16 protein-coding genes are annotated in these 19302 nt (G+C 49.2%); 12 read left to right on the top strand and 4 right to left on the bottom strand.

The genetic code is table 11. From position 1 onward, the window contains the following. The first annotated feature begins 159 nt into the window (after positions 1 to 159). Genes ACFSUB_RS09485 through ACFSUB_RS09465 form a run of 5 tightly spaced genes read left to right on the top strand, consistent with a single transcriptional unit; the run spans position 160 to position 5916 of the window. Complete coding sequence (locus tag ACFSUB_RS09485) at positions 160 to 1344, top strand: galactokinase (RefSeq protein ID WP_380712945.1); 1185 nt, start codon at positions 160 to 162, stop codon at positions 1342 to 1344. Beyond that, positions 1341 to 2336, top strand: coding sequence for a UDP-glucose 4-epimerase GalE (gene galE / locus ACFSUB_RS09480; RefSeq protein ID WP_380712944.1), 996 nt, complete (start codon positions 1341 to 1343; stop codon positions 2334 to 2336). Before ACFSUB_RS09485 ends, galE begins: the two co-directional genes overlap by 4 nt. After that, positions 2336 to 3844, top strand: a complete 1509-nt coding sequence (galT, locus tag ACFSUB_RS09475) for a UDP-glucose--hexose-1-phosphate uridylyltransferase (protein WP_449329209.1) — start codon at positions 2336 to 2338, stop codon at positions 3842 to 3844. The genes galE and galT overlap by 1 nt, the downstream gene beginning before the upstream one ends. Before the next feature lie 17 nt (positions 3845 to 3861). Beyond that, on the top strand, positions 3862 to 4902 hold the full coding sequence (locus tag ACFSUB_RS09470; protein WP_380712942.1) for an aldose epimerase family protein: 1041 nt from the start codon (positions 3862 to 3864) through the stop codon (positions 4900 to 4902). A 21-nt stretch (positions 4903 to 4923) separates the two neighbouring features. Beyond that, positions 4924 to 5916: a LacI family DNA-binding transcriptional regulator gene (locus ACFSUB_RS09465; protein ID WP_380712941.1), complete on the top strand. Its 993-nt coding sequence runs from the start codon at positions 4924 to 4926 to the stop codon at positions 5914 to 5916. A gap of 220 nt (positions 5917 to 6136) precedes the next feature. Here the strand turns inward: ACFSUB_RS09465 and putP are convergent, their stop codons facing one another. Then, the gene (putP, locus tag ACFSUB_RS09460; protein WP_380712940.1) at positions 6137 to 7639 is read right to left on the bottom strand and encodes a sodium/proline symporter PutP; all 1503 of its coding nucleotides are present in this window, start codon (positions 7637 to 7639) and stop codon (positions 6137 to 6139) included. A gap of 268 nt (positions 7640 to 7907) precedes the next feature. Here putP and ACFSUB_RS09455 point away from each other — a divergent pair, with 268 nt between their 5' ends. Further along, positions 7908 to 8852, top strand: a complete 945-nt coding sequence (locus ACFSUB_RS09455) for an agmatinase family protein (protein ID WP_090926412.1) — start codon at positions 7908 to 7910, stop codon at positions 8850 to 8852. A gap of 651 nt (positions 8853 to 9503) precedes the next feature. On the opposite strand, the gene ACFSUB_RS09450 is transcribed toward ACFSUB_RS09455, so the two are convergent. Next, complete coding sequence (locus tag ACFSUB_RS09450; RefSeq protein WP_090926411.1) at positions 9504 to 9980, bottom strand: DinB family protein; 477 nt, start codon at positions 9978 to 9980, stop codon at positions 9504 to 9506. 154 nt (positions 9981 to 10134) lie between these two features. Here ACFSUB_RS09450 and ACFSUB_RS09445 point away from each other — a divergent pair, with 154 nt between their 5' ends. From ACFSUB_RS09445 to ACFSUB_RS09420, 6 genes are all read left to right on the top strand, one after another. Next, a complete protein-coding gene (locus tag ACFSUB_RS09445; RefSeq protein WP_245736888.1) occupies positions 10135 to 11103 on the top strand; it encodes a sugar-binding protein in 969 nt (322 codons plus the stop codon). Then, positions 11100 to 12557 carry a sensor histidine kinase gene (locus ACFSUB_RS09440; protein ID WP_380712939.1) on the top strand — a complete coding sequence of 486 codons (1458 nt, stop codon included), beginning with the start codon at positions 11100 to 11102 and terminating at the stop codon, positions 12555 to 12557. The genes ACFSUB_RS09445 and ACFSUB_RS09440 overlap by 4 nt, the downstream gene beginning before the upstream one ends. After that, a complete protein-coding gene (locus ACFSUB_RS09435; RefSeq protein ID WP_090926410.1) occupies positions 12554 to 13957 on the top strand; it encodes a response regulator transcription factor in 1404 nt (467 codons plus the stop codon). The genes ACFSUB_RS09440 and ACFSUB_RS09435 overlap by 4 nt, the downstream gene beginning before the upstream one ends. 106 nt (positions 13958 to 14063) lie before the next feature. Beyond that, positions 14064 to 15404: an ABC transporter substrate-binding protein gene (locus ACFSUB_RS09430; protein WP_380713227.1), complete on the top strand. Its 1341-nt coding sequence runs from the start codon at positions 14064 to 14066 to the stop codon at positions 15402 to 15404. 91 nt (positions 15405 to 15495) lie between these two features. After that, positions 15496 to 16431 carry a carbohydrate ABC transporter permease gene (locus tag ACFSUB_RS09425; protein ID WP_090926408.1) on the top strand — a complete coding sequence of 312 codons (936 nt, stop codon included), beginning with the start codon at positions 15496 to 15498 and terminating at the stop codon, positions 16429 to 16431. Continuing rightward, a complete protein-coding gene (locus ACFSUB_RS09420; protein ID WP_090926407.1) occupies positions 16428 to 17249 on the top strand; it encodes a carbohydrate ABC transporter permease in 822 nt (273 codons plus the stop codon). The genes ACFSUB_RS09425 and ACFSUB_RS09420 overlap by 4 nt, the downstream gene beginning before the upstream one ends. Before the next feature lie 559 nt (positions 17250 to 17808). On the opposite strand, the gene ACFSUB_RS09415 is transcribed toward ACFSUB_RS09420, so the two are convergent. Both ACFSUB_RS09415 and ACFSUB_RS09410 read right to left on the bottom strand, forming a co-directional pair. After that, on the bottom strand, positions 17809 to 18336 hold the full coding sequence (locus ACFSUB_RS09415) for a nitroreductase family protein (RefSeq protein ID WP_380712938.1): 528 nt from the start codon (positions 18334 to 18336) through the stop codon (positions 17809 to 17811). Between the two features lie 120 nt (positions 18337 to 18456). Further along, positions 18457 to 19008 (bottom strand): GbsR/MarR family transcriptional regulator, encoded by a 552-nt coding sequence (locus ACFSUB_RS09410; protein WP_380712937.1) that lies wholly within the window; start codon positions 19006 to 19008, stop codon positions 18457 to 18459. Positions 19009 to 19302 lie beyond the last annotated feature (294 nt).

Genomic DNA, 19302 nt, shown 5'->3' with positions numbered 1-19302 from the left:
ACTGCGTCATATCTGAAAGAGAAGCGGTTCCTGAATCAACAGGAATCGTTATTTTTTCACTTTAGTAAAAATACAGGTAAAAACATTAAAATTTTACTTGAAATTTTACCTGATGAACCCGTAAGATGAAAGAAAGGAAAAGGGAGAGGAAGAAACGGTATGCAGGTAAACGATTTGAAGAAAGCGTTCACACAAAAGTTTGGAGACAAGGACATACAATTGTTTTTTGCGCCGGGCCGCATTAATCTGATCGGGGAGCACACGGATTATAACGGCGGGTATGTTTTTCCATGTGCGATTACGAAAGGAACCTATGCGCTTGCTGCCGGACGCAGCGACCGGAAGGTACGGCTCTATTCTGAGAATATGCCTGAAAGCGGCATAATTGAGATGAGCCTGGACAGTTTGGATTATAAAGAAGACGATGGCTGGGCGAATTACCCGAAAGGCATGATGTATAAGCTGCTCGAAGCGGGCTGGGACATTTCAGGCGGTATCGATGTGCTGTATTACGGGAATATACCAAACGGGGCAGGATTGTCATCTTCGGCTTCCATTGAACTTGTAACCGGGGTGATGCTGGAATATCTGTTCAATCTTGAGATAGACCGGGTGGAACTCGTGAAACTCGGACAGAAAGTAGAGAATGAATTTATCGGGGTGAACAGCGGTATTATGGACCAGTTTGCGATCGGGATGGGGAAAGCCGATCACGGCATCCTGCTCGACTGCCAGACTCTTCTCTATGAATACGCCCCTCTTCATTTAAAAAATTATACGCTGATGATTATGAATACGAACAAAGAACGCACCCTGGCCTCCTCAAAATACAATGACCGGCGCAGGGAGTGCGAGTCGGCGCTTGAAAATCTGAAACAATATGCTGATATCGAAGCTCTTGGTGCGCTGGAGCCGAATGAGTTTGAAGAATGGAAGAGGCATATTAAAGGTGAAGCAGAGCTCCGGCGCGCCCGCCATGCCGTGTACGAAAACCACCGTACGAAAAAATCGTTAAAGAGACTGAAAGACGGTGATCTGGACGGATTTGGAGAATTGATGAATGCTTCCCACGTATCACTTCGGGATGATTACGAGGTGACAGGTGCGGAACTGGATACGCTCGTGGAAGCAGCATGGGAACAGGATGGTGTGATCGGGGCCCGGATGACAGGAGCAGGCTTTGGAGGATGTGCCATCGCGCTGGTGGAAACGAAAAAAGCAGATATATTCCGGGATCATGTCGCAAAGCAGTATGAAGCCGTTATCGGATACGCCCCCTCTATTTATGAAGCAAAGGCAGGCGACGGCGCTAAACGATTACAGGGAGAGGTAGTGATACAATGAGTATTCTTGTTGCCGGAGGTGCGGGATATATAGGATCGCACGCTGTCCATCAGCTGCTTGATCAGGGAAAGCAGCCGGTCGTTATTGATAATCTCGGGACCGGCCACAAAGAAGCACTGCCCAAAGGTGCTGTGTTTTATGAAGGAGATATCCGGGACAGAGAATTCATGCGAAGCGTGTTCCGGCGTAAAAAAATCAAACAGGTGCTTATGTTTGCCGCGCACTCCACTGTTGGAGAATCTATGGAAAAACCCCTTGCTTACTACGATAACAATATGTTTGGCACTCAGGTTCTGCTTGAAATCATGGCTGAATTCGGTGTCCGTGACATCGTATTTTCGTCCACGGCCGCTGTGTACGGAGAACCCGGCGAAGTGCCGGTTACTGAAGAGGCGCCGACCCGCCCGCAGAATCCATACGGGGAAACGAAACTTGGGATGGAGAAGATGATCAAATGGGCAGGTGCGGCCCACGGCATCCGTTATATTTCCCTGCGTTATTTCAATGTCGCCGGGGCGCGGCAGAGCGGCAGGGTCGGGGAAGACCACAGGCCGGAAACCCATCTTGTACCGCTTATTTTGCAGACAGCACTTGGTCAGCGGGAGTCGGTTACTATTTTCGGTGATGATTACCCCACAAGGGATGGCACATGCATCCGTGATTACGTGCACGTGGAAGATTTGATCAGCGCCCATCTGCAGGCTCTCGAGCATCTGAAAAAAGGCGGGGAGAGCGATGTATTCAATCTTGGAAGCAGTGAAGGGTTTTCGGTCAAGGAAATGATTGAAGCAGCAGAAAAGATTACCGGCGGAAGCATCCCGGTACAGAACGGAGAACGACGAGCCGGCGATCCGTCCCGTCTGATTGCTTCGTCGGAAAAAGCACGAAGCATTCTCGGCTGGAACCCGGTGCGTACAAAACTGGAAACTGTGATCCGGGATGCCTGGAACTGGCACCGCAAAAATCCAAACGGATATGGAGGACATTCATGATGACTGTAGAAAAAGTATGTGCATGGGTCGAATCTCTTGTCCACCAGGCCGGAAACCTCGGATTGATCGCCTCAGAAGATACGGTATACTGCCGGAATCAGCTGCTTTTGCAGCTCGGCATTGATGATTTTTGTCCGGATGAATCGCAGCGGCTGGACGAAGACATTCCGGGTATTCTTGAAAAAATCAGTGATGCAGCCGAAACTCTTGGCGTTACCGGTTCCATGACAGAAGAAAAAGAACAGCTGCAGGCGTCTTTAATGAACGTATTTATCCCGCTTCCATCCATTGTGAATGAACGGTTTTATGCGAAATACGAAAAAGATCCGAAAGAAGCGACCGATTATTTTTACAACCTGAGCCGGTCCTCAAACTATATCCAGACGAAACGGATCGCAAGAAATGTCCACTACGAGGTAGAATCGGAGTACGGCACGCTTGATATTACGATCAACCTGTCGAAGCCCGAAAAAGATCCGAAAGAGATTGAAAAAGAGAGAGAGCTGAAAAAAGAAGCTTCTTACCCTCTCTGTGTACTCTGCATGGAAAATGAGGGATACGGCGGCAGGATTGGACACCCTCCGCGTTCCAACCACCGGCTCATCCGTGTGCCGCTGGAGGGAGAACGCTGGTATCTTCAATATTCTCCTTATGTCTATTATCCGGAACACTGTATTCTATTATCTGAGGAACACCGGGATATGGTTATCGGGACACAGACGTTTCAGCGGCTGCTTTCCTTTGTCGGCAGGTTCCCGCATTATTTCATGGGTTCCAATGCAGATATTCCGATTGTCGGCGGTTCCATTTTGTCCCATGATCATTATCAAGGCGGACGTTATGACTTTGCGCTTGCCGAAGCCCCCGATGATGAATCATTTCCGCTGGATGCGCATCCGGACGTCCAGGCGTCGATTGTCCAGTGGCCGATGACGGTGCTGCGGCTGCGCTCGGATAACCCGGCATCGTTAGTGAGCGCTTCGAGCCACATTCTGAATGTGTGGACATCGTATAATGACCCGGGACGCAGGATTTTATCCCATACCGGCGAAACCCCGCATAACACCATCACCCCGATTGCCCGGCGGAGAGGAAGAGCGTTTGAGATGGATCTTGTTCTTCGGAACAACCGCACGGATGAAGAGCATCCGATGGGCATTTTCCACCCACATGAAGATGTGCACCACATCAAAAAGGAAAACATCGGTCTGATTGAAGTGATGGGGCTCGCGGTACTGCCAAAACGTCTGGCGGGTGATCTGAAAGAAGTGGAAGAGTACCTTCTAGGCAGGAAGGAAACGGTCGCAGAAGAACACCAGGCCTGGGCCGAGGAGATGAAAGCGGCGCATAAGCCGGTGGAAGACGAAGCGGAAGCGGCGGATATCGTGGAAAAAGAAACAGGCAGGAAATTTCTGCGGGTGCTGGAGGATGCCGGAGTGTTCAAACGTACGGAAGACGGGAAACAAGGTATTCATGCATTGCTGCAGACGATTAATGATACGAAATAGCAGGAGGGAAATCGAAGATGATTAAAGAAGAAACCATTGATCACTGGGACGGGGAAGCGCTGATTCAGATCACTCTTGAGAACGAACAGGGAGTGCGTGCCGATGTGCTGAATTTTGGCTGCAGGCTCCGCGGACTGTACGTTCCGGACAAAGACGGCCGGCTTGAAAATGTTGTCCTCGCCTACAACGACCCGGCCGATTACCGGACGGACAGCGTGTTCCTCGGTGCTGTGGTTGGACGCGTGGCAGGAAGAATACCGTACGGCCGCCTGCAGCTTGGAGATGAAATCCACCATTTGTCCCTGAATGAAGGAGATCATCATCTTCATGGTGGTTCCACCGGATTCAGCCACCGCTTCTGGAATTATGAGGTGAAAAGCGATGGCGGGGAGCCTTCTGTTTCGTTTACGCTTCAGAGTGTAGACGGAGAGGAAGGCTATCCCGGCAGAGTGGAGGTAACGGTAACGTATACCCTGGACCGGGAAGGGAACCTTACGATCGAATACGAAGCCGTTCCGGAGAGGACGACGTGGATCAGTCTGACCAACCACGCGTATTTTAATTTAAGTGGAGACAAAAAACGCGGACTCGCGGCTCATACGCTTCAGGCGCCGGTGGAATTTGTGTTTGAACTTGATGATAAATTGATTCCAACAGGCACGCTCGTTCCGGCAGAGGGAACGCCGTTTGATGTCAGAGAGGAGACCAGTCTCGCCGAAGTTCTCGATGCGGATCACCCGCAGATCGATACAGGAGGCGGCGGCTTTGATCATTTTTTTGTATTTGATCAAGACAGCGGGCGCTCTGTTTACCTGGAAGAAGAAGAGAGCGGACGCACGATGAAAGTGGATACAACAGAACCTGGAGCCGTTATTTATACCGGTAATAAGCTTAGTAATACCCTCGAACTGGAACAGGGAGATGGAGAACCGTACGCAGGAATCTGTATTGAAACCCAGCGCCTCCCGGAAGCGTTCCGGGAACTTGGCCGGCCGACTTGTCTCGTGCAGGCGGGAGAAACCTATAAAGCGGTCACCACCTTTTCGTTCGCCATATAGTGAAAAAGGAGATTCATAGACATGGCCACCATCAAGGATATTGCAGAAAAAGCCGGGGTTTCCCTCGCGACGGTGTCACGGGTGCTGAATTACGATGAATCATTGTCAGTGACAGAATCGACGAAAAAAAAGATTTTTGAAGCAGCAGAAGAGCTGGACTATAAAAAAGGGAAGCGAAAAGCGCCCGCTTCTGCTTCTGTCGCGGTCGTGCACTGGTACACAGAACAAGAAGAACTGGAAGACCTTTATTACATGTCCATCCGGCTTGGGGTGGAAGAACGTTGTCAAACGCAGGGTATTCAGTTCGTGAAGTATGTCTATGACGACTTTATCCGGCAGAAACCAGGTGGAACCGACGGTATTATCGCGGTTGGGAAATTCAGCACAGAACAGGCGGAGGCGCTGACAGGTGTCAGTCCTGTTATTGTGTTTGTCGATTCTTCTCCGGACAGCGAGTGGTATGATGCTGTGACGGTGAACTTTGAAAAGGCAGCGAAAAAGGGACTGCAGCATTTTCTGAACGAAGGCAGCCGGCGGATTGGTTACATCGGCGGGCGCGAAACGTACCGTCTTGCATCCGAACCGATTGAAGACGCCAGGGAAACGACGTTTCAATCCTTTTTGAAGGAGCGGGGTTTGTATGATCCAGCGTTGTTTTATGTCGGCAGCTTCACCGTCGGATCCGGGCGGGAACTGATGGAAAGCATGCTCGAAGAACATCGGGACAATCTGCCGGATGCCGTGTTCAGCGCCAATGACACGATGGCGGTCGGGTGCCTGCAGGTGCTTCATGAAAACGGTGTGCAGGTCCCGGAGGAGATCAGTCTGATCAGTGTGAACGACGTCAGTATTTCCAAATACATGTATCCCCCGCTCAGCACCGTGAAAGTATACACGGAAAAAATGGGGGAAAGCGCGGTTGACCTGATCCAGGAACAACTCTGCGGAGAGCGGACCGTCGCCAAGAAAGTAGAGATTGCCACCACCCTGACACTCCGCGGGACCAGCCGCTGACCCTGACCGCAGGGAAATTTACAGTCATTCTGTATATAAAAATGTCCACTAAAATGATTTAGTGGACATTTTTTCGGTAGAAAGCGTCTCAACATGTCTCTCATGTTTGTATTATGGACAAATTGGACGCTGGAATGGTTCTAATAAGGAAATATCAGACACTTTGTGAGGGAAAATGGCTGTAAAACACGTCCGGCGTCCGGTATGGAATACAGCGTTTCTACATGTTTTTCACCTGTTCGAACTCATCCATTACCTCTTTTGATGGTTTGGAGCCAAGCAGACTGATCACGACAATCGCAAGGGAAGCAAGCAGAAAGCCGGGAACCAGTTCATACAGATCGGAGCCGGTGAATCCCCAGAGAAGGACGGTTCCGCCGCCCAGTATAATCGAGGTGACGACTGCCGGCATGGTGGTGCGTTTCCAGAATAGGGAGAAAAGCAGTCCCGGTCCGAACGCCGCTCCGAATCCGGCCCACGCATACGACACCAGTTCCAGCACGGTGCTGTTTTCATTAAAGGCCAGAATAAAGGCAATCAACAGGATAAGAAAGACAGCGGTCCGGCTCGCCCATACGAGTTCTTTCTGGGAGGCGTCTTTACGGATAAACACCCGGTAAAAATCTTCAATCAGCGCGCTGGACGAAACGAGCAGCTGTGAATCGATGGTGCTCATAATCGCAGACAGCACTGCAGCCAGAAGCATTCCGGCAATCCATGGATTAAATGTCATCTGGACAAGCTCAATGAATACCTGTTCCGGATCATTGAGCGGGTTCTCCGGTCCGAAATAGGCAATCCCGACCGTTCCCACAAGAAGCGAGCCGTAAAGCGGCAGCACGAGCCCGCATATAATAGCAATGAGCCGGGATTTTGGAATTTCTTTCACACTGCGGATCGCCATGAAACGCATGAGAATGTGAGGCTGTCCGAAATAGCCAAGCCCCCACGCAAGCGAAGAGATAATCGCAATAAAGGAAACGGATCCGGCCGATTCCCAGAATATGTTGTCTGAAAAGCTGAATTCCACTGTTTCCCCGATCGAAAGGAGCGACGGATTAATTTGTCCGAGCGCAGCCAGAACCTCACCGAAACCGCCCATCTGCTGGATGGCAATAATCGGCGTGATGAGAAGCGCAAGAAACATGAGAAACCCTTGAATAAAATCTGTCCAGCTCACCGCAATGAAACCCCCGAGAAAAGTATAACCGAAAATAATGAGAGCACCGATGGTCAGAGCGGTGGTATAATCGAAACCAAATGTCGTTTCAAACAGCTTACCGCCGGCAACGAGGCCGGAAGATGTATAAAACATAAAGAAAATCACAATAAAGACAGCTGATACGATTCGAATCAAGTGGGACTGGTCGCGGAAACGGTTCTCGAAAAATTCCGATATGGTAATGGAATCGCCTGCGGTGTATGTATAATTCCGGAGGCGTTTGGCGACGTAATGCCAGTTGAACGCAGCACCGACAGCAAGACCAATGGCCAGAAATAAGCTTCCTTCACTCATACCGGAGGCATACGCTACGCCGGGCAGGCCGAGCAGAAGCCACCCGCTGAAGTCACTGGCCTGTGCCGAAAATGCTGTCACCCAGCTGTTTAATTTCCGGCCGCCGAGAACATAGTCCGACATCGAATGTGTCATCCGGTATGTAATGACACCAACCGTAAGCAATAATAAAAGGTATAAGCCAAACGTGACATAAACAGGACTCATGATTTATTCCCTCCATTCTCTTTCACGTAAGATAGAATGGCCCAGATGACAAGCAGAGGCATCGGGAAAAAGATCCAGAACCATGTCCAGAACGTAAAAGTTTCCATTTTGCATTCCTCCTTTGATTTGAACCGCTTCAGCGTGTGTTCCATCGTAAAGAAATCGTATGAGAACGTCAATATAAGGATAGATTATGGTATTTGCACGAAGGATATGTATTCGCTACACTTAAATGAAGAAAGACAGGAAAGGAGCAGGTGGTGTGACGATGGAATATGTGTACGGCAATACGCCGGGTTTTCTACATAGCAAAAAAGTCAACGATGCAGAAGAAGTCGATGCTGTTATTTATGGAGTTCCATGGGAAGGCGGCGTGACATGGGGCGATTATACGAGCTGTGAACTCGGACCGAAATCGATGCGGCTCGCGTCCGGCAGGTACTCTGGTTTTCTCCCGGAACTTGATTTTATTGACGTATTTGATCATCTGTCGCTCGGGGATATCGGGGATGTCACGATCAACTGGAACGATTCAGAAGAAACGATGGGACGGATCACCGATTTCACGCGGAATCACTTGTGGAACAAAGATGTTTTTCCAATCGGACTCGGCGGCGATCACAGCATTACGTATCCGATCATTAAAGGACTCGTAGAAGAACAGGGCAAAAAAGTCGGTATCATTCATCTGGATGCACATTATGACAATATGCCCGCACACGGCAATGAGAAATACGCGCGCAACACACCGTTTGCCCGTCTTTATGAGCTGGAAGGCGTCCGTAACGAGAGCTTGATTCATTCCGGTATTCACGGGCCGCGCAACAAACCCGAAGCCGGGCGCTACGCCAAAGACGCCGGTGCCGTGACGATCACGACCCGTGATATCCGTGAAGCCGGCAGTATTTACGAAATGGCCGATGAGATTTACAGGCAGGCTTCCACCGATGTCGATGTCGTGTATCTCACTATCTGCAGCGATGTGCTCGACTTCGCGTTCAACCCGGGCGGACCGCCGGATGCGAACGGCCTGACCTCGTATGAACTACTGACGCTTATTCATGAATTCGGGAAAAAAGGTCTCGCCGGCATGGACTTTGTGGAAGTCTATCCGGAAACGGACGTGAACCGTTTCTCCGCGCACACAGCTTCCAACATTATTCTCTATGTGCTGGCAGGAGAAGCCAAACGAAGACAGGAACAGCGTAAATAAAAGTCTCTGGAAGAAAATCTTTAAAAGAAGCGAAGAATGCCGGACGATTCTTAAGTGAATCGTCCGGCATTCTTCGTTCCTGGAGCACGGCTTGCGGCTGTGATACTACCGGATCAGCTGCTCGTTGAAGCCGACGGACCTTGGCCGTTCCATCCCCGTTTGCCGGAATCGAAACCGCACCTGAGCTGCTCCGCGGTGTGACCACGACGTCAGTTGGTATAACGGAGGAAAAGGGAGCAGCTCTGGCAGTACAGATGCAGAAAAATGCAGACGTTTGTTTGTTGCGTTCAGGTTGGGGGACGGACGTTCAATGGCTTCTAAGGCACTTTAGGGGGTTCCGTGCTTCCTTAAACGTCGTTCGGCATGACGCCGGAGGCACTTTAGAGCCCCCGGTGCACCCCTAAACGTCACTAGGAAGGATGCCGAAAGCACTTTAGAGGGTTCCGTGCCCCCGTAAACGTCATTAGGAACGAATCGAGGCTGTGTGCTAGCGGGAAAATGAACGGGTCGACGCAGCAACGAGCGCCTGCCGCTGCAGGAAAAGAGGGATGAATAGTCCTAAGGCAATCAACTCGCCCCTGAATGTCATTATCCTGTAGAAGTACGTCACATGCGGACAATTCGTCTCTCATTTGGTTTAAAAGGGTGGATTTACCATGTCTGTCCTCCGGAGGGCGGGGGCCAGGTTCCGGTCGTCCGCCGGATCTGGGCGGCCTGCGCACCGTGATAGCTGTTGTGGGTAATCAAGTCCATCATCAATTCGCCTCTCGTTGTCCCGTTGTCATCAAAGCCGGTTTCTTCCAGTTCCTTTCGGGCTTCACGTTCTGCTTCCTTCAACCCGTCCCGGAACCGCTGCAGCGTGCTGTTCCACTGCTCTGCGTTCTCCGGCAGAGAGGAGTCCGGAAACGTGCTCTGGTTATGTTCCGGATAAGGCGGATGCTGCCCTGCCAGCATCTGCAGCAGGTGATCCTGCCACCACGTCATATGAAACAGCATATCCCATACCGAATGGGGGCTGTTTTCCGGCTTTTCCCCTGCCTTTTTCCAATCCAGTCCTTCAAAAATCTCCGGCGGTGCAACGTGTGCTGCCCTCCCGTATAACCCCTGTATTAAAAAAGATGGATCCACGTGTACTCCTCCTTATGTCGTATAATCCATTCCTTTCTTCAGTATGAAAGAACCGAACAGAAATGAAAAGCGAACGTTCGTTTGTAAAAAGAAGGAAAAAGACAGGGGTTGTCGAAAGAATGAGATAGACAGAAAAAAAGAGAGGGGGAACAGGATGATCGGGGGAAGACGAACCGTTTTATACGCCGGAGGAGGTTTAGTATTTGGAATCTGCTTTTTATTCATGCTTTATTACGGCAAGGAAACGTTCTATGTGGAGGGGACAGAAACGTTATCCAAGGAGTATGACTACCACGTCGTTCTGTTAGTTGAGGAAACCGGCAATGAGTACTGGAGGATGATTGAAAAGCACGCACAGCAGACGGCGGAGGAACATGATATCTACCTGGAGAGCATCGGACCGGAAAAAGCGGACCGCGGGGAGATGCTCCGCACGATGGATCAGATGATTGCCGCCGAGGTGGATGGTATATTGACGCAGGGTCTTCCTGGTCCGAGATTCAGGGAGCTTGTGGAAAAGGCTGAAGACAAAGGGATTCCGGTTCTTACCGTCGACAGCGACCGTCCGGATAGTGAACGACGTGCCTATATCGGAACGGACAATGTGGAAGCAGGGCGTCTGGCTGGTGAGGAGATGCTTCGGGCCACAGAAGGAAGACAGCGTGTTGGTATTATTACAGGAAATCTGGAATCGCTGAATCAACAGGAGCGGATCAGAGGATTTGAGGAAGCGGTGGCAGGGCGGGACAGAGTGGAAGTTGTCGATGTACGCGAATCCAACATTTCTGAAGTGGGAGCGGCAGAAGCTGCTTACACGATGATAAAACAGCATTCGGATATAAATGCCCTATTCGGCACAAGTGCGCTGGATGGAATCGGAATGGTACAGGGCGTGGAGGATATTACGGTAGGGGAGAGGCCGTTTATGCTGGCCTTTGATATTCTGCCGGAAACGATGACACTGATTGAAGAGGGCAGATTGGATGCAACGATTGCCCAGTACCCGGAACAAATGGGGAAAAAGGGAATCGAAGTTATGATCGACGTGCTTGAAAATGGATATACCGAGCCGCTTCAACACACGAAGACAAAAGTCATACGGCAGGGAGACGTGGCATCTTGAAGACTATTTTCACTTCCATACGGGGGAAACTCCTTTTCTATTTCTTTGTATTCATTTTATTATTCCATATTGTTTCCGTTTCCATATATATCAGTTCGAGCCGGTTGATGGATGAATATAATACCAGTTTTGAACGCTTCCTTCTTTTCAACACGATCTCCCAGCAGGCCGATGCCCTTTATGAAGATACCAACGCTTATGTCCGCGATCCATCGCAGGAGAATCTGAACGCCTATTATGCCGGCCGTACGGATTTAAGCGAACAGGCGGCCAAGCTGGAGGAAAGCGGGGCTGCAAAAGGTGAAATTCAGGAGTCGAATTATCTGAATCTGATTGACTCTTTAATTGAAAACAGTGAGATTACCGTCGGTTTTGTTCTTCAGGACGATATTGAGCGCTACACCGCTTATCTGCAGGAAACGCGGAACACAGCCTCTTATATTCAGGAGAATACGCTGACTCTCATTGATAGGGAACTGACAGAATATCAACAGTTCTATGCGGATTTGCAGCAAAGAAAAGAAGCGTTTGGGATCTTTACGATGTTTTTGTTTCTGACGACAGTTATGATTGCGGTCTTCTTTGCATTCTGGTTCGCAGCCGGATTAAACCGGCCGCTGCAGCAGCTCTCCGAAGCCGCAGAAGAAGTGTCGGGAGGGAATTTTGAAGGAGAACCAGTCCGTATTCAATCCAGTGATGAAATGAAACTGCTGGGTGACACGTTTAATCAGATGCGTGAAGACATCAGTACGTACGTGGAAGAAATGAAAGAAAAGGCAGAGATGGACCATTTAATGAAGGAACTGGAACTGAAACATTTGCAGAATCAGATAAATCCACATTTTTTATTCAATACGTTGAATACGGTTTCAAAGATGGCCTATCTGGAAGAGGCGGATCATACATCGAGGCTGATGGAGTCTGTGTCAGTGCTCCTTCGGTATAATCTGGGAAACATTGATAAGTCGGTGGCTTTGAGAGAAGAAGTGAACGCGGTGGAAAGTTATTTTCATATCCAGGAAACGCGGTTTCAGGGGAGGGTTGCCTTTCATATGGATATGGATCAGGATGCGCTGTCTGTACGTGTGCCGCGGCTGGTTCTGCAGCCTCTTGTTGAGAATGCCTTCATTCACGGAGTAGAGCCGCTGGAAGAAGGGGGCACGATAACTGTTCAAATCAATAATGAAGCAGAACAGGCGGTGGTGGAAGTGATGGATGACGGGATTGGCATGACAGAGCATCAACTGCAGCATATATTTGACCCGGACCGTCCGGATGATGATCATGTCGGGCATTCCACCGGGCTTGGTCTGGTGAATGTACGCCGGCGCCTGCAATTATTCTACCAGACGGACAAGGTAATGGAGATGACGTCGGTACAAAACAGAGGTACCAGAATCCGGCTTTATCTGCCAAAACAGGAGCCGGGTGCCGCGGGAGGAGGAGAAGGATGAATATTATGATCGCTGAAGACGAAATGCTGGAACGTAAAGCGATGCGAAGGTTTCTGGAAGAACAGTTTCCCTCGCATTCCGTTACCGCAGAAGCAGTAAACGGGAGAATGGCGGTGGAGCTTGCAGCAAAGCATGAACCGGATATTATTCTGATGGATATTAAAATGCCGGGAATCGATGGGATGGAAGCCGTGGAACGAATTCAGACGTTTCTCCCGTCCGTTCATTTCATTATGGTAACAGCCTACGATTCTTTTGATTATGCCAGGAAATCCATGAAACTGGGGGTGAAGGAATATATCCTGAAACCGGGCAAAAAAGAAGAAACCGTGGAAGCAGTCCGCCGGGTTATGGAAGATATCAAGGAAGAAAGGAAGCAGTGGAAGCAGGAGGAGCATAATCTAAAACGCGCAAAGCAGCTTCTGCTCTCTTATATCATTCACGATACACCAGGGACAGACGGCCTGTTGAACGAGTTGTATCCGGAAATGGAATCCGGTTTTTTTCTCGTCATCGAAAAAGAACATCATCAAACGTTTGTTTTAACTGCTGAGGAGCTGAACAGATGGACATCGGATGACGTGATTGTAAATCAGGAAGAGGGACAGCAGGTCATCGTATGTATGATAAGCAGTTCACGCTTGTCTCTAAATGAACCAGCGCGGCTCGAAAAAAGAATCCAGCGCGAACGCGGGGGTTCATTTCTGATTGGGACAGGAAAGCTGTCCGGGAAGGGCGGAAACCTATCCCGCTCCTATGTGGAAGCCCTCGTTCACCTTCAGAAAAAAAAGGAAAATGAAGGTTCGTTTGAAAATGATACGCACAACACGCTGGATAAAATCCGGGAAGCCGTAAAGGAAGCTGATATTCAAAAGGCCATGCCGTACGTGCTGCAGTTGATGGAGGCGTCGGAGAAAAACAGGAAGACAGAGGAACTGTACTATAGTATCAAGCAGATACTCCGTGACAGACGTATCGATGGACCGGAAGAAGAGCCGCACCGGATGAAAAGCGATGACGACTGGTTTGAACTGATTCGGTCGAGCTGTATCAAAGTCCGGCAGTACTACCGCTCCCTTGATAAGATGCAGCGGACGAAAGCATGGATTGATGAAAATCCTGCAGCTTCGTTAACGCTCGAAGATGCGGCGGCACATGCAGGAATAAGTGCTTCCTATTTCTCGCAGTTGTTTAAAACAACAATGGGGGAGAACCTGACGGACTATGTTACCCGGAAAAGACTCGAAAAAGCAGTTGAGCTTTTGAAAAAGCAGACATACAGCCTGAAAGAAATAAGTTATATGGTCGGATATAGAGATCCAAACTATTTCAGCCGCGTGTTTAAAAAACACTACTCTCTATCTCCGAAACAGTATCAGAACAGCATCTTAAAAAAATGAAGATATTCATAAGAATGTACAGATTGTTTATCTTATAGAAACAGCCTGTCACCCTTTATAATTATATTTGTAAGCGTTATCATAATTTCGCTCGAAAAGGGGGAGAATCATGAAAAAAGGAATGCTTTGGATTGGACTGCTGGGGCTCATTATGATGATGGCGGCCTGTGGAGCTGAGAATTCAGGGACAGAAAGCGGGGGAGAAGAAGAACAGGAGACTGGTGAAACCGGAGAAAGCGGCGGAAGTCAAGAAGCGTCCGGTGGAAATGGTTCCGAGGCGGATCTTGAAATTTTCAGCTGGTGGACCGGCGCTGGGGAAGAAGCCGGATTGAATGCGCTCATTGATTTATTTCAGGAAGAGCATCCGGACATAACGGTGGAAAATGCAGCCGTAGCCGGAGGGGCTGGAACGAATGCTAAAGCGGTGCTTGCCACGAGGATGCAGGGAAATGACCCGCCTTCCACCTTCCAGGTTCATGCCGGCGAAGAGCTGAACCAGAGCTGGGTGGCCGCGGATAAGATGGAACCGCTGAACGATTTTTATGAAGAAGAAGGGTTGATGGACAAATTTCCGGGAGAGCTGATAGATATGGTCAGCCAGGATGGGAATATTTATTCGGTACCAGTCAACATTCATCGCGGCAACGTCATTTTTTATAACATGAGTGTGTTTGAAGAGAACGGTCTTGAGCCGCCTTCGACTTTTGAAGAATTCATGGAAGTTGCTGATGAACTGCAGGCAGCCGGTGTGACACCACTTGCCCTTGGAGATAAAGAGGCTTGGACAGCTACACAGATCTTTGAAAATATTCTGCTTGGAACACTCGGACCTGAAGATTATCAGGCGCTTTGGGACGGAGAGATTGCGTTTGATGATGAGCGCGTGGTAGAAGCGGCTGAAACGTTTAAACAGATGCTCGGCTACGTCAATGAAGATCATGCGTCCCGGAACTGGCAGGATTCTGCGCAGCTTGTCAGCGAAGGGGAGGCAGCGATGATTAATATGGGGGACTGGGCGAAAGGCTATTTCAGTAACGATCTGGAGATGGAAGTAAACGAAGATTTCGGCTACTTTGCCTTTCCGGAAACAGAAGGGAACTTCATGGTGATTTCGGACACATTCGGACTTCCAAGCGGAGTGGAGAATGAAGATCAGGTGAAGCAATTCCTCGCGCTGCTTGGCTCGGTGGAAGGGCAGGACACGTTCAATCCGTTGAAAGGCTCGATACCGGCACGGGTGGACGCCGATGAGAGCAACTACGATGAGTACGGAACAGATACCATTGAAGATTTCCGGGAAGCCAGCCTGGCACCGAGTCTCGCCCACGGGTCGGCTGCATCAGAAGGATACTTGACCAAAGCCAATCAGGCAGTAAATATCTTTGTGACCCAAGGGGATACAGAGCGATTGCTGCAATCACTGGAGAGTGCCCGTTCGCAGGAATAACATGCTGTACAGGGTCCGGCCCTTCTGCTGAGAACGGCCGGGCTTTTCTTATCGCAGGAAGAAATCAGGATTGTATCAGGAGAGGATTGTTATGGCTGGAAAAACGGTACGCAGGAGACGTATCACGCGGGATCAGTGGACAGCGGCGGCTTTTCTTGCTCCTTCGCTGATTCTGATTGCCGTGTTTGTCTATGGATTTATCAGCTGGACGGGGTACGTTTCGTTTAGTAACTGGAACACGTTGACCCCTGACTTTTCATTTGCCGGCTTATCGAACTATTTGTATTTATTCAGTGACTTCCGCTTTCAGGCGGACCTTCGGAATACGCTTTTTTTCACCTTGTTTTTCATTGGAATGGTTATTGTGCTCGGTATGGGGACAGCCATTCTTCTGGATCAGAAGTTGAAAGGGGAATCGATATTTCGTAATATTTTTCTGTTTCCGATGGCGTTGTCGTTTGTTGTTACCGGTGTGGTATGGCAGTGGCTTCTGAACCCTTCCACTGGTTTCAATCAGTTTCTTGGAGTATTTGGCATACAGCCGCGATGGTACACGGATACAAATATTCTGGCTGGATTTCAGTGGGGGGCGATCGAGTTTGGTCTGCCGGTGGCCATCCTTGCTGTTGTGATTGCGGCAGTCTGGCAGATGACCGGCTTTTCGCTGGCGATGTATCTTGCCGGTCTCCGGGGAATACCAGAGGAACTCCGGGAAGCAGCGCGTGTGGACGGAGCAAGTGAAGGACAGGTTTACCGGAGAGTGGTTATCCCGATGCTGATGCCGATAACCGTAAGTGTCGTTATTATTATGGCACACATTTCGCTGAAAATTTTCGACCTCGTCTATGCAATGACAGGGTCGGGAGCTAACTTTGTAACCGATGTACCGGGTGTTTATATGTTTGAGACGACATTCCGGGGAAACTATTACGCGCAAGGGGCGGCGATTGCGATTATTATGCTGGTACTGGTTGCGGTCTTCATCGTGCCGTATCTTTGGTATAACCGGAAGGGGGAAAACCGATGACAGTTCTTCGTTGGACGAATATCTTTAAATACGCGGTACTGCTGGCTCTGGCTGTTGTCTTTTTATCCCCGGTGTACGTGATTATCGTGACGAGTCTGAAGCCGCTTGAAGAGGTATCGTTAAGTACGATGTGGGAACTGCCCTCTGGTATTGATTTCAGCAGCTACGGCCGGGCGTTTATGGAACTTGCTCCAAATGTGATGAACAGTTTCTATCTTGTTATTCCGGCCACGCTGCTTTCGGCTCTTCTTGGAGCCATGAATGGATATGTACTGTCGAAGTGGAAGTTTAAAGGTTCTGAATTGTTGTTTACGCTCATGTTGTTTGGAATGTTCATTCCTTACCAGAGTATTTTAATCCCTCTTATTCAGTTTCTGCGCACGATTGATCTTTACAATACGATCTGGGGGCTTATTTTAACCCACGTTGTATATGGTCTCCCTATTACGACCCTCATGTTCCGCAACTTCTACGCAAGTATTCCAGACACCATGATTGAAGCGGCAAAAATAGACGGCGCAGGATTTCTCGGGATTTTCAGAAGAATCATGATTCCGCTTTCGATTACCGGCTTTGTTGTTGTTGCCATTTGGCAGTTTACGAATATATGGAATGAATTTTTGTTTGCTGTTACCATTACCAACTCGGACAGTCAGCCGGTCATGGTGGCTCTGCAGAATTTGTCCGGCAGTCAGATTGTGGAGTGGAACGTACAGATGGCCGGCGCACTTCTTGCTGCTATGCCGACGCTGCTTGTCTATATTCTGCTTGGAAAGTATTTCGTAAGAGGACTGCTCGCGGGTTCAGTGAAAGGGTAAGCAGAAAAGTCTGGGACAAAACTTCTATAAGATAGAAAAATACCGAACAATTTTTTGAAATCGTTCGGTATTTTTCGTTGCTGAGACAAGCCGCTGCGCCAAAATGCTTCGCTTTTACTCCAGAGCACAAGGGCGACATCGATTCGCTGGGGCTCATCGTGTCTTCTATGCCGCGGGCACGGCTCAAAAGGAGGAAGATCGGCTAAGATCGACACCTCCTGGCGGGCGCCGACCTGACCCCCATCCTTCGGGCCCTCGGAAGAAAACCGCTTCTATACGGCTTTTGATCAGTGACCCGGAACATTCGTGTTATCTACCGCCTCATGTTCTTCTGTCCCAGACTCTTCTTTTGATAAAGAGAATGGAATCACGGGCGGGAGCGGAAGGCGGCGACTCCAGCGGGAAGAGCAGCAGTCGAAGATCCCTTCATACGGGCGATAGACCGTATGAAGAAGCTGAGGCGCTGCCCGCGGAAAGCGTCCGCCTGCAGCGCATGCCTAACATGTTAGCGAAGTATTTTCGGGCTGTTAGTAGACTTTTGAGACAGCCCCTCCTATAGTTAGCTTTGAAATGTTTCTTGATGTACAAGGCCGCTGTTTTCGGGGGGGGTTTTTGGGCCTGGGTGGGAATTGGGCCAGCCGAACCCTAGAATGGCGGTAATGTGTCTGTCTTCTGGAATATCCAAGACACCGCGTACGTGTGCTTCCCGTTTCTCTGTTTCCTCCGCATCGAGGGCGTGGTATACGGCCCCGAACGCACCACCCAGTCCATGATTTACAGCGGTCAGCCACAAGAATCCACACGCAATGGAAGAATCCTGCAGCCAGTACTTACTGACATCCGGCCTGCCGGTGACAACAATAGCAGCCGCTGCGTGTTCCACCCAGGATACAGTGGCCGGCGTCTGAGCCAGGCGTGCCAATGTCTCTTTTCTGCGGACGAGAATGAATTCACGGGAAGGAAGATTATTGCCCGCAGGAGCAAGCGCAGCAGCATCCATTAATGTCTGTATGATATCTTCGGGAATGGGTGTGTCTTTGAAGTCGGTGATTTCGCGCCGATTCTGAATGATTTCATGTAATTCCAAGCAGGAGCCGCCCCTTTCTCGTATAAGAAATACTGGTACATGTCACTATAACATAATATACATATAAAAAGCATATTAAAAACAGATAGAAAGGAAGCAGGTCAAAAGACACTGTTTCCTTTATTTCTTAGGTACAATCTCAAATATATCTCCGTTTTCAAAAAGGGTAATGACCTCATCCAGCCAACTATAGTAATGAATGGCATAATCCAGTTTCTCCAGGTCACGGTTGATCTGCTCCTGCAGCCTGCTGTCCTTTGTTTTCTGCTGCAGTTGTTTCAGCTGATCTCTGGCACCGATTGCAGCTTTATGGTTATTGTCGGCTGCTTCCCGCCAGCGGTTGACAAAAACACAGGTGAACGATTGATACCAGTCCACTTCTGCTGCATACAGGTCTTTACGTACTCCTTTTTCCCAGATCCGCGTCAGCATGGAAGCTTCCGTAAGCTGTCGTACGCCGGTGCTCATGCTGGTTTTACTCATCTCAAGCGCTTCGCTCATGTCATCCAGCGTCATCGGCTCTTCGGAGAAAAAAACAGAACCGTACAATCTTCCGTTCGTTTCTGTAATATTATAAAGTCCCATATTCTGTGCCATTACAGAAATAAAGCGGTGCCGGATACTCTGTAGTTCATCCCAGCCCGCAGGAAATACATCTTCATGTTCTGCCATTGTGGTTCCCCTTTCTTCAGTCAGACAGTCCCACCGCAGTCATAAGTGATTTGTTAAAAAAATCTTAACAGACAAATGTTGAAAGACAAAACGGAGCATTAAAGAGCAAAATTGTCGATAGGAAGAGCCATTTGTAGAAAGAAAGAGATAAAATCCGTACAGTTTGTACTTTACGATTTAAATAAACTGCATGCGGTTCATATGCTGTTTGATACTTTCTGCCTGGTAGCGTAAAGTGTAAATAGTCATCGCAATTTTATGAATAATAGCCGTGATGCTTTATATTGTCACGAT

The organism is Salibacterium lacus (assembly GCF_042684865.1).
Lineage (GTDB): Bacteria > Bacillota > Bacilli > Bacillales > Marinococcaceae > Salibacterium > Salibacterium lacus.
The sequence above is the reverse complement of the archived record's forward strand: the minus strand, read 5'-3'. Positions and strand labels throughout refer to the sequence as shown.

Excerpts from the sequence above, each read along its gene's own strand:
- ACFSUB_RS09465 (WP_380712941.1), top strand. The coding sequence starts at position 4,924 with ATGGCCACCATCAAGGATATTGCAGAAAAAGCCGGGGTTTCCCTCGCG.
- galT (WP_449329209.1), top strand. The coding sequence starts at position 2,336 with ATGACTGTAGAAAAAGTATGTGCATGGGTCGAATCTCTTGTCCACCAG.
- ACFSUB_RS09455 (WP_090926412.1), top strand. The coding sequence starts at position 7,908 with ATGGAATATGTGTACGGCAATACGCCGGGTTTTCTACATAGCAAAAAA.
- ACFSUB_RS09435 (WP_090926410.1), top strand. The coding sequence starts at position 12,554 with ATGAATATTATGATCGCTGAAGACGAAATGCTGGAACGTAAAGCGATG.
- ACFSUB_RS09420 (WP_090926407.1), top strand. The coding sequence starts at position 16,428 with ATGACAGTTCTTCGTTGGACGAATATCTTTAAATACGCGGTACTGCTG.
- ACFSUB_RS09425 (WP_090926408.1), top strand. The coding sequence starts at position 15,496 with ATGGCTGGAAAAACGGTACGCAGGAGACGTATCACGCGGGATCAGTGG.
- ACFSUB_RS09410 (WP_380712937.1), bottom strand. The coding sequence starts at position 19,008 with ATGGCAGAACATGAAGATGTATTTCCTGCGGGCTGGGATGAACTACAG.
- ACFSUB_RS09485 (WP_380712945.1), top strand. The coding sequence starts at position 160 with ATGCAGGTAAACGATTTGAAGAAAGCGTTCACACAAAAGTTTGGAGAC.
- ACFSUB_RS09445 (WP_245736888.1), top strand. The coding sequence starts at position 10,135 with ATGATCGGGGGAAGACGAACCGTTTTATACGCCGGAGGAGGTTTAGTA.
- ACFSUB_RS09470 (WP_380712942.1), top strand. The coding sequence starts at position 3,862 with ATGATTAAAGAAGAAACCATTGATCACTGGGACGGGGAAGCGCTGATT.
- putP (WP_380712940.1), bottom strand. The coding sequence starts at position 7,639 with ATGAGTCCTGTTTATGTCACGTTTGGCTTATACCTTTTATTATTGCTT.
- galE (WP_380712944.1), top strand. The coding sequence starts at position 1,341 with ATGAGTATTCTTGTTGCCGGAGGTGCGGGATATATAGGATCGCACGCT.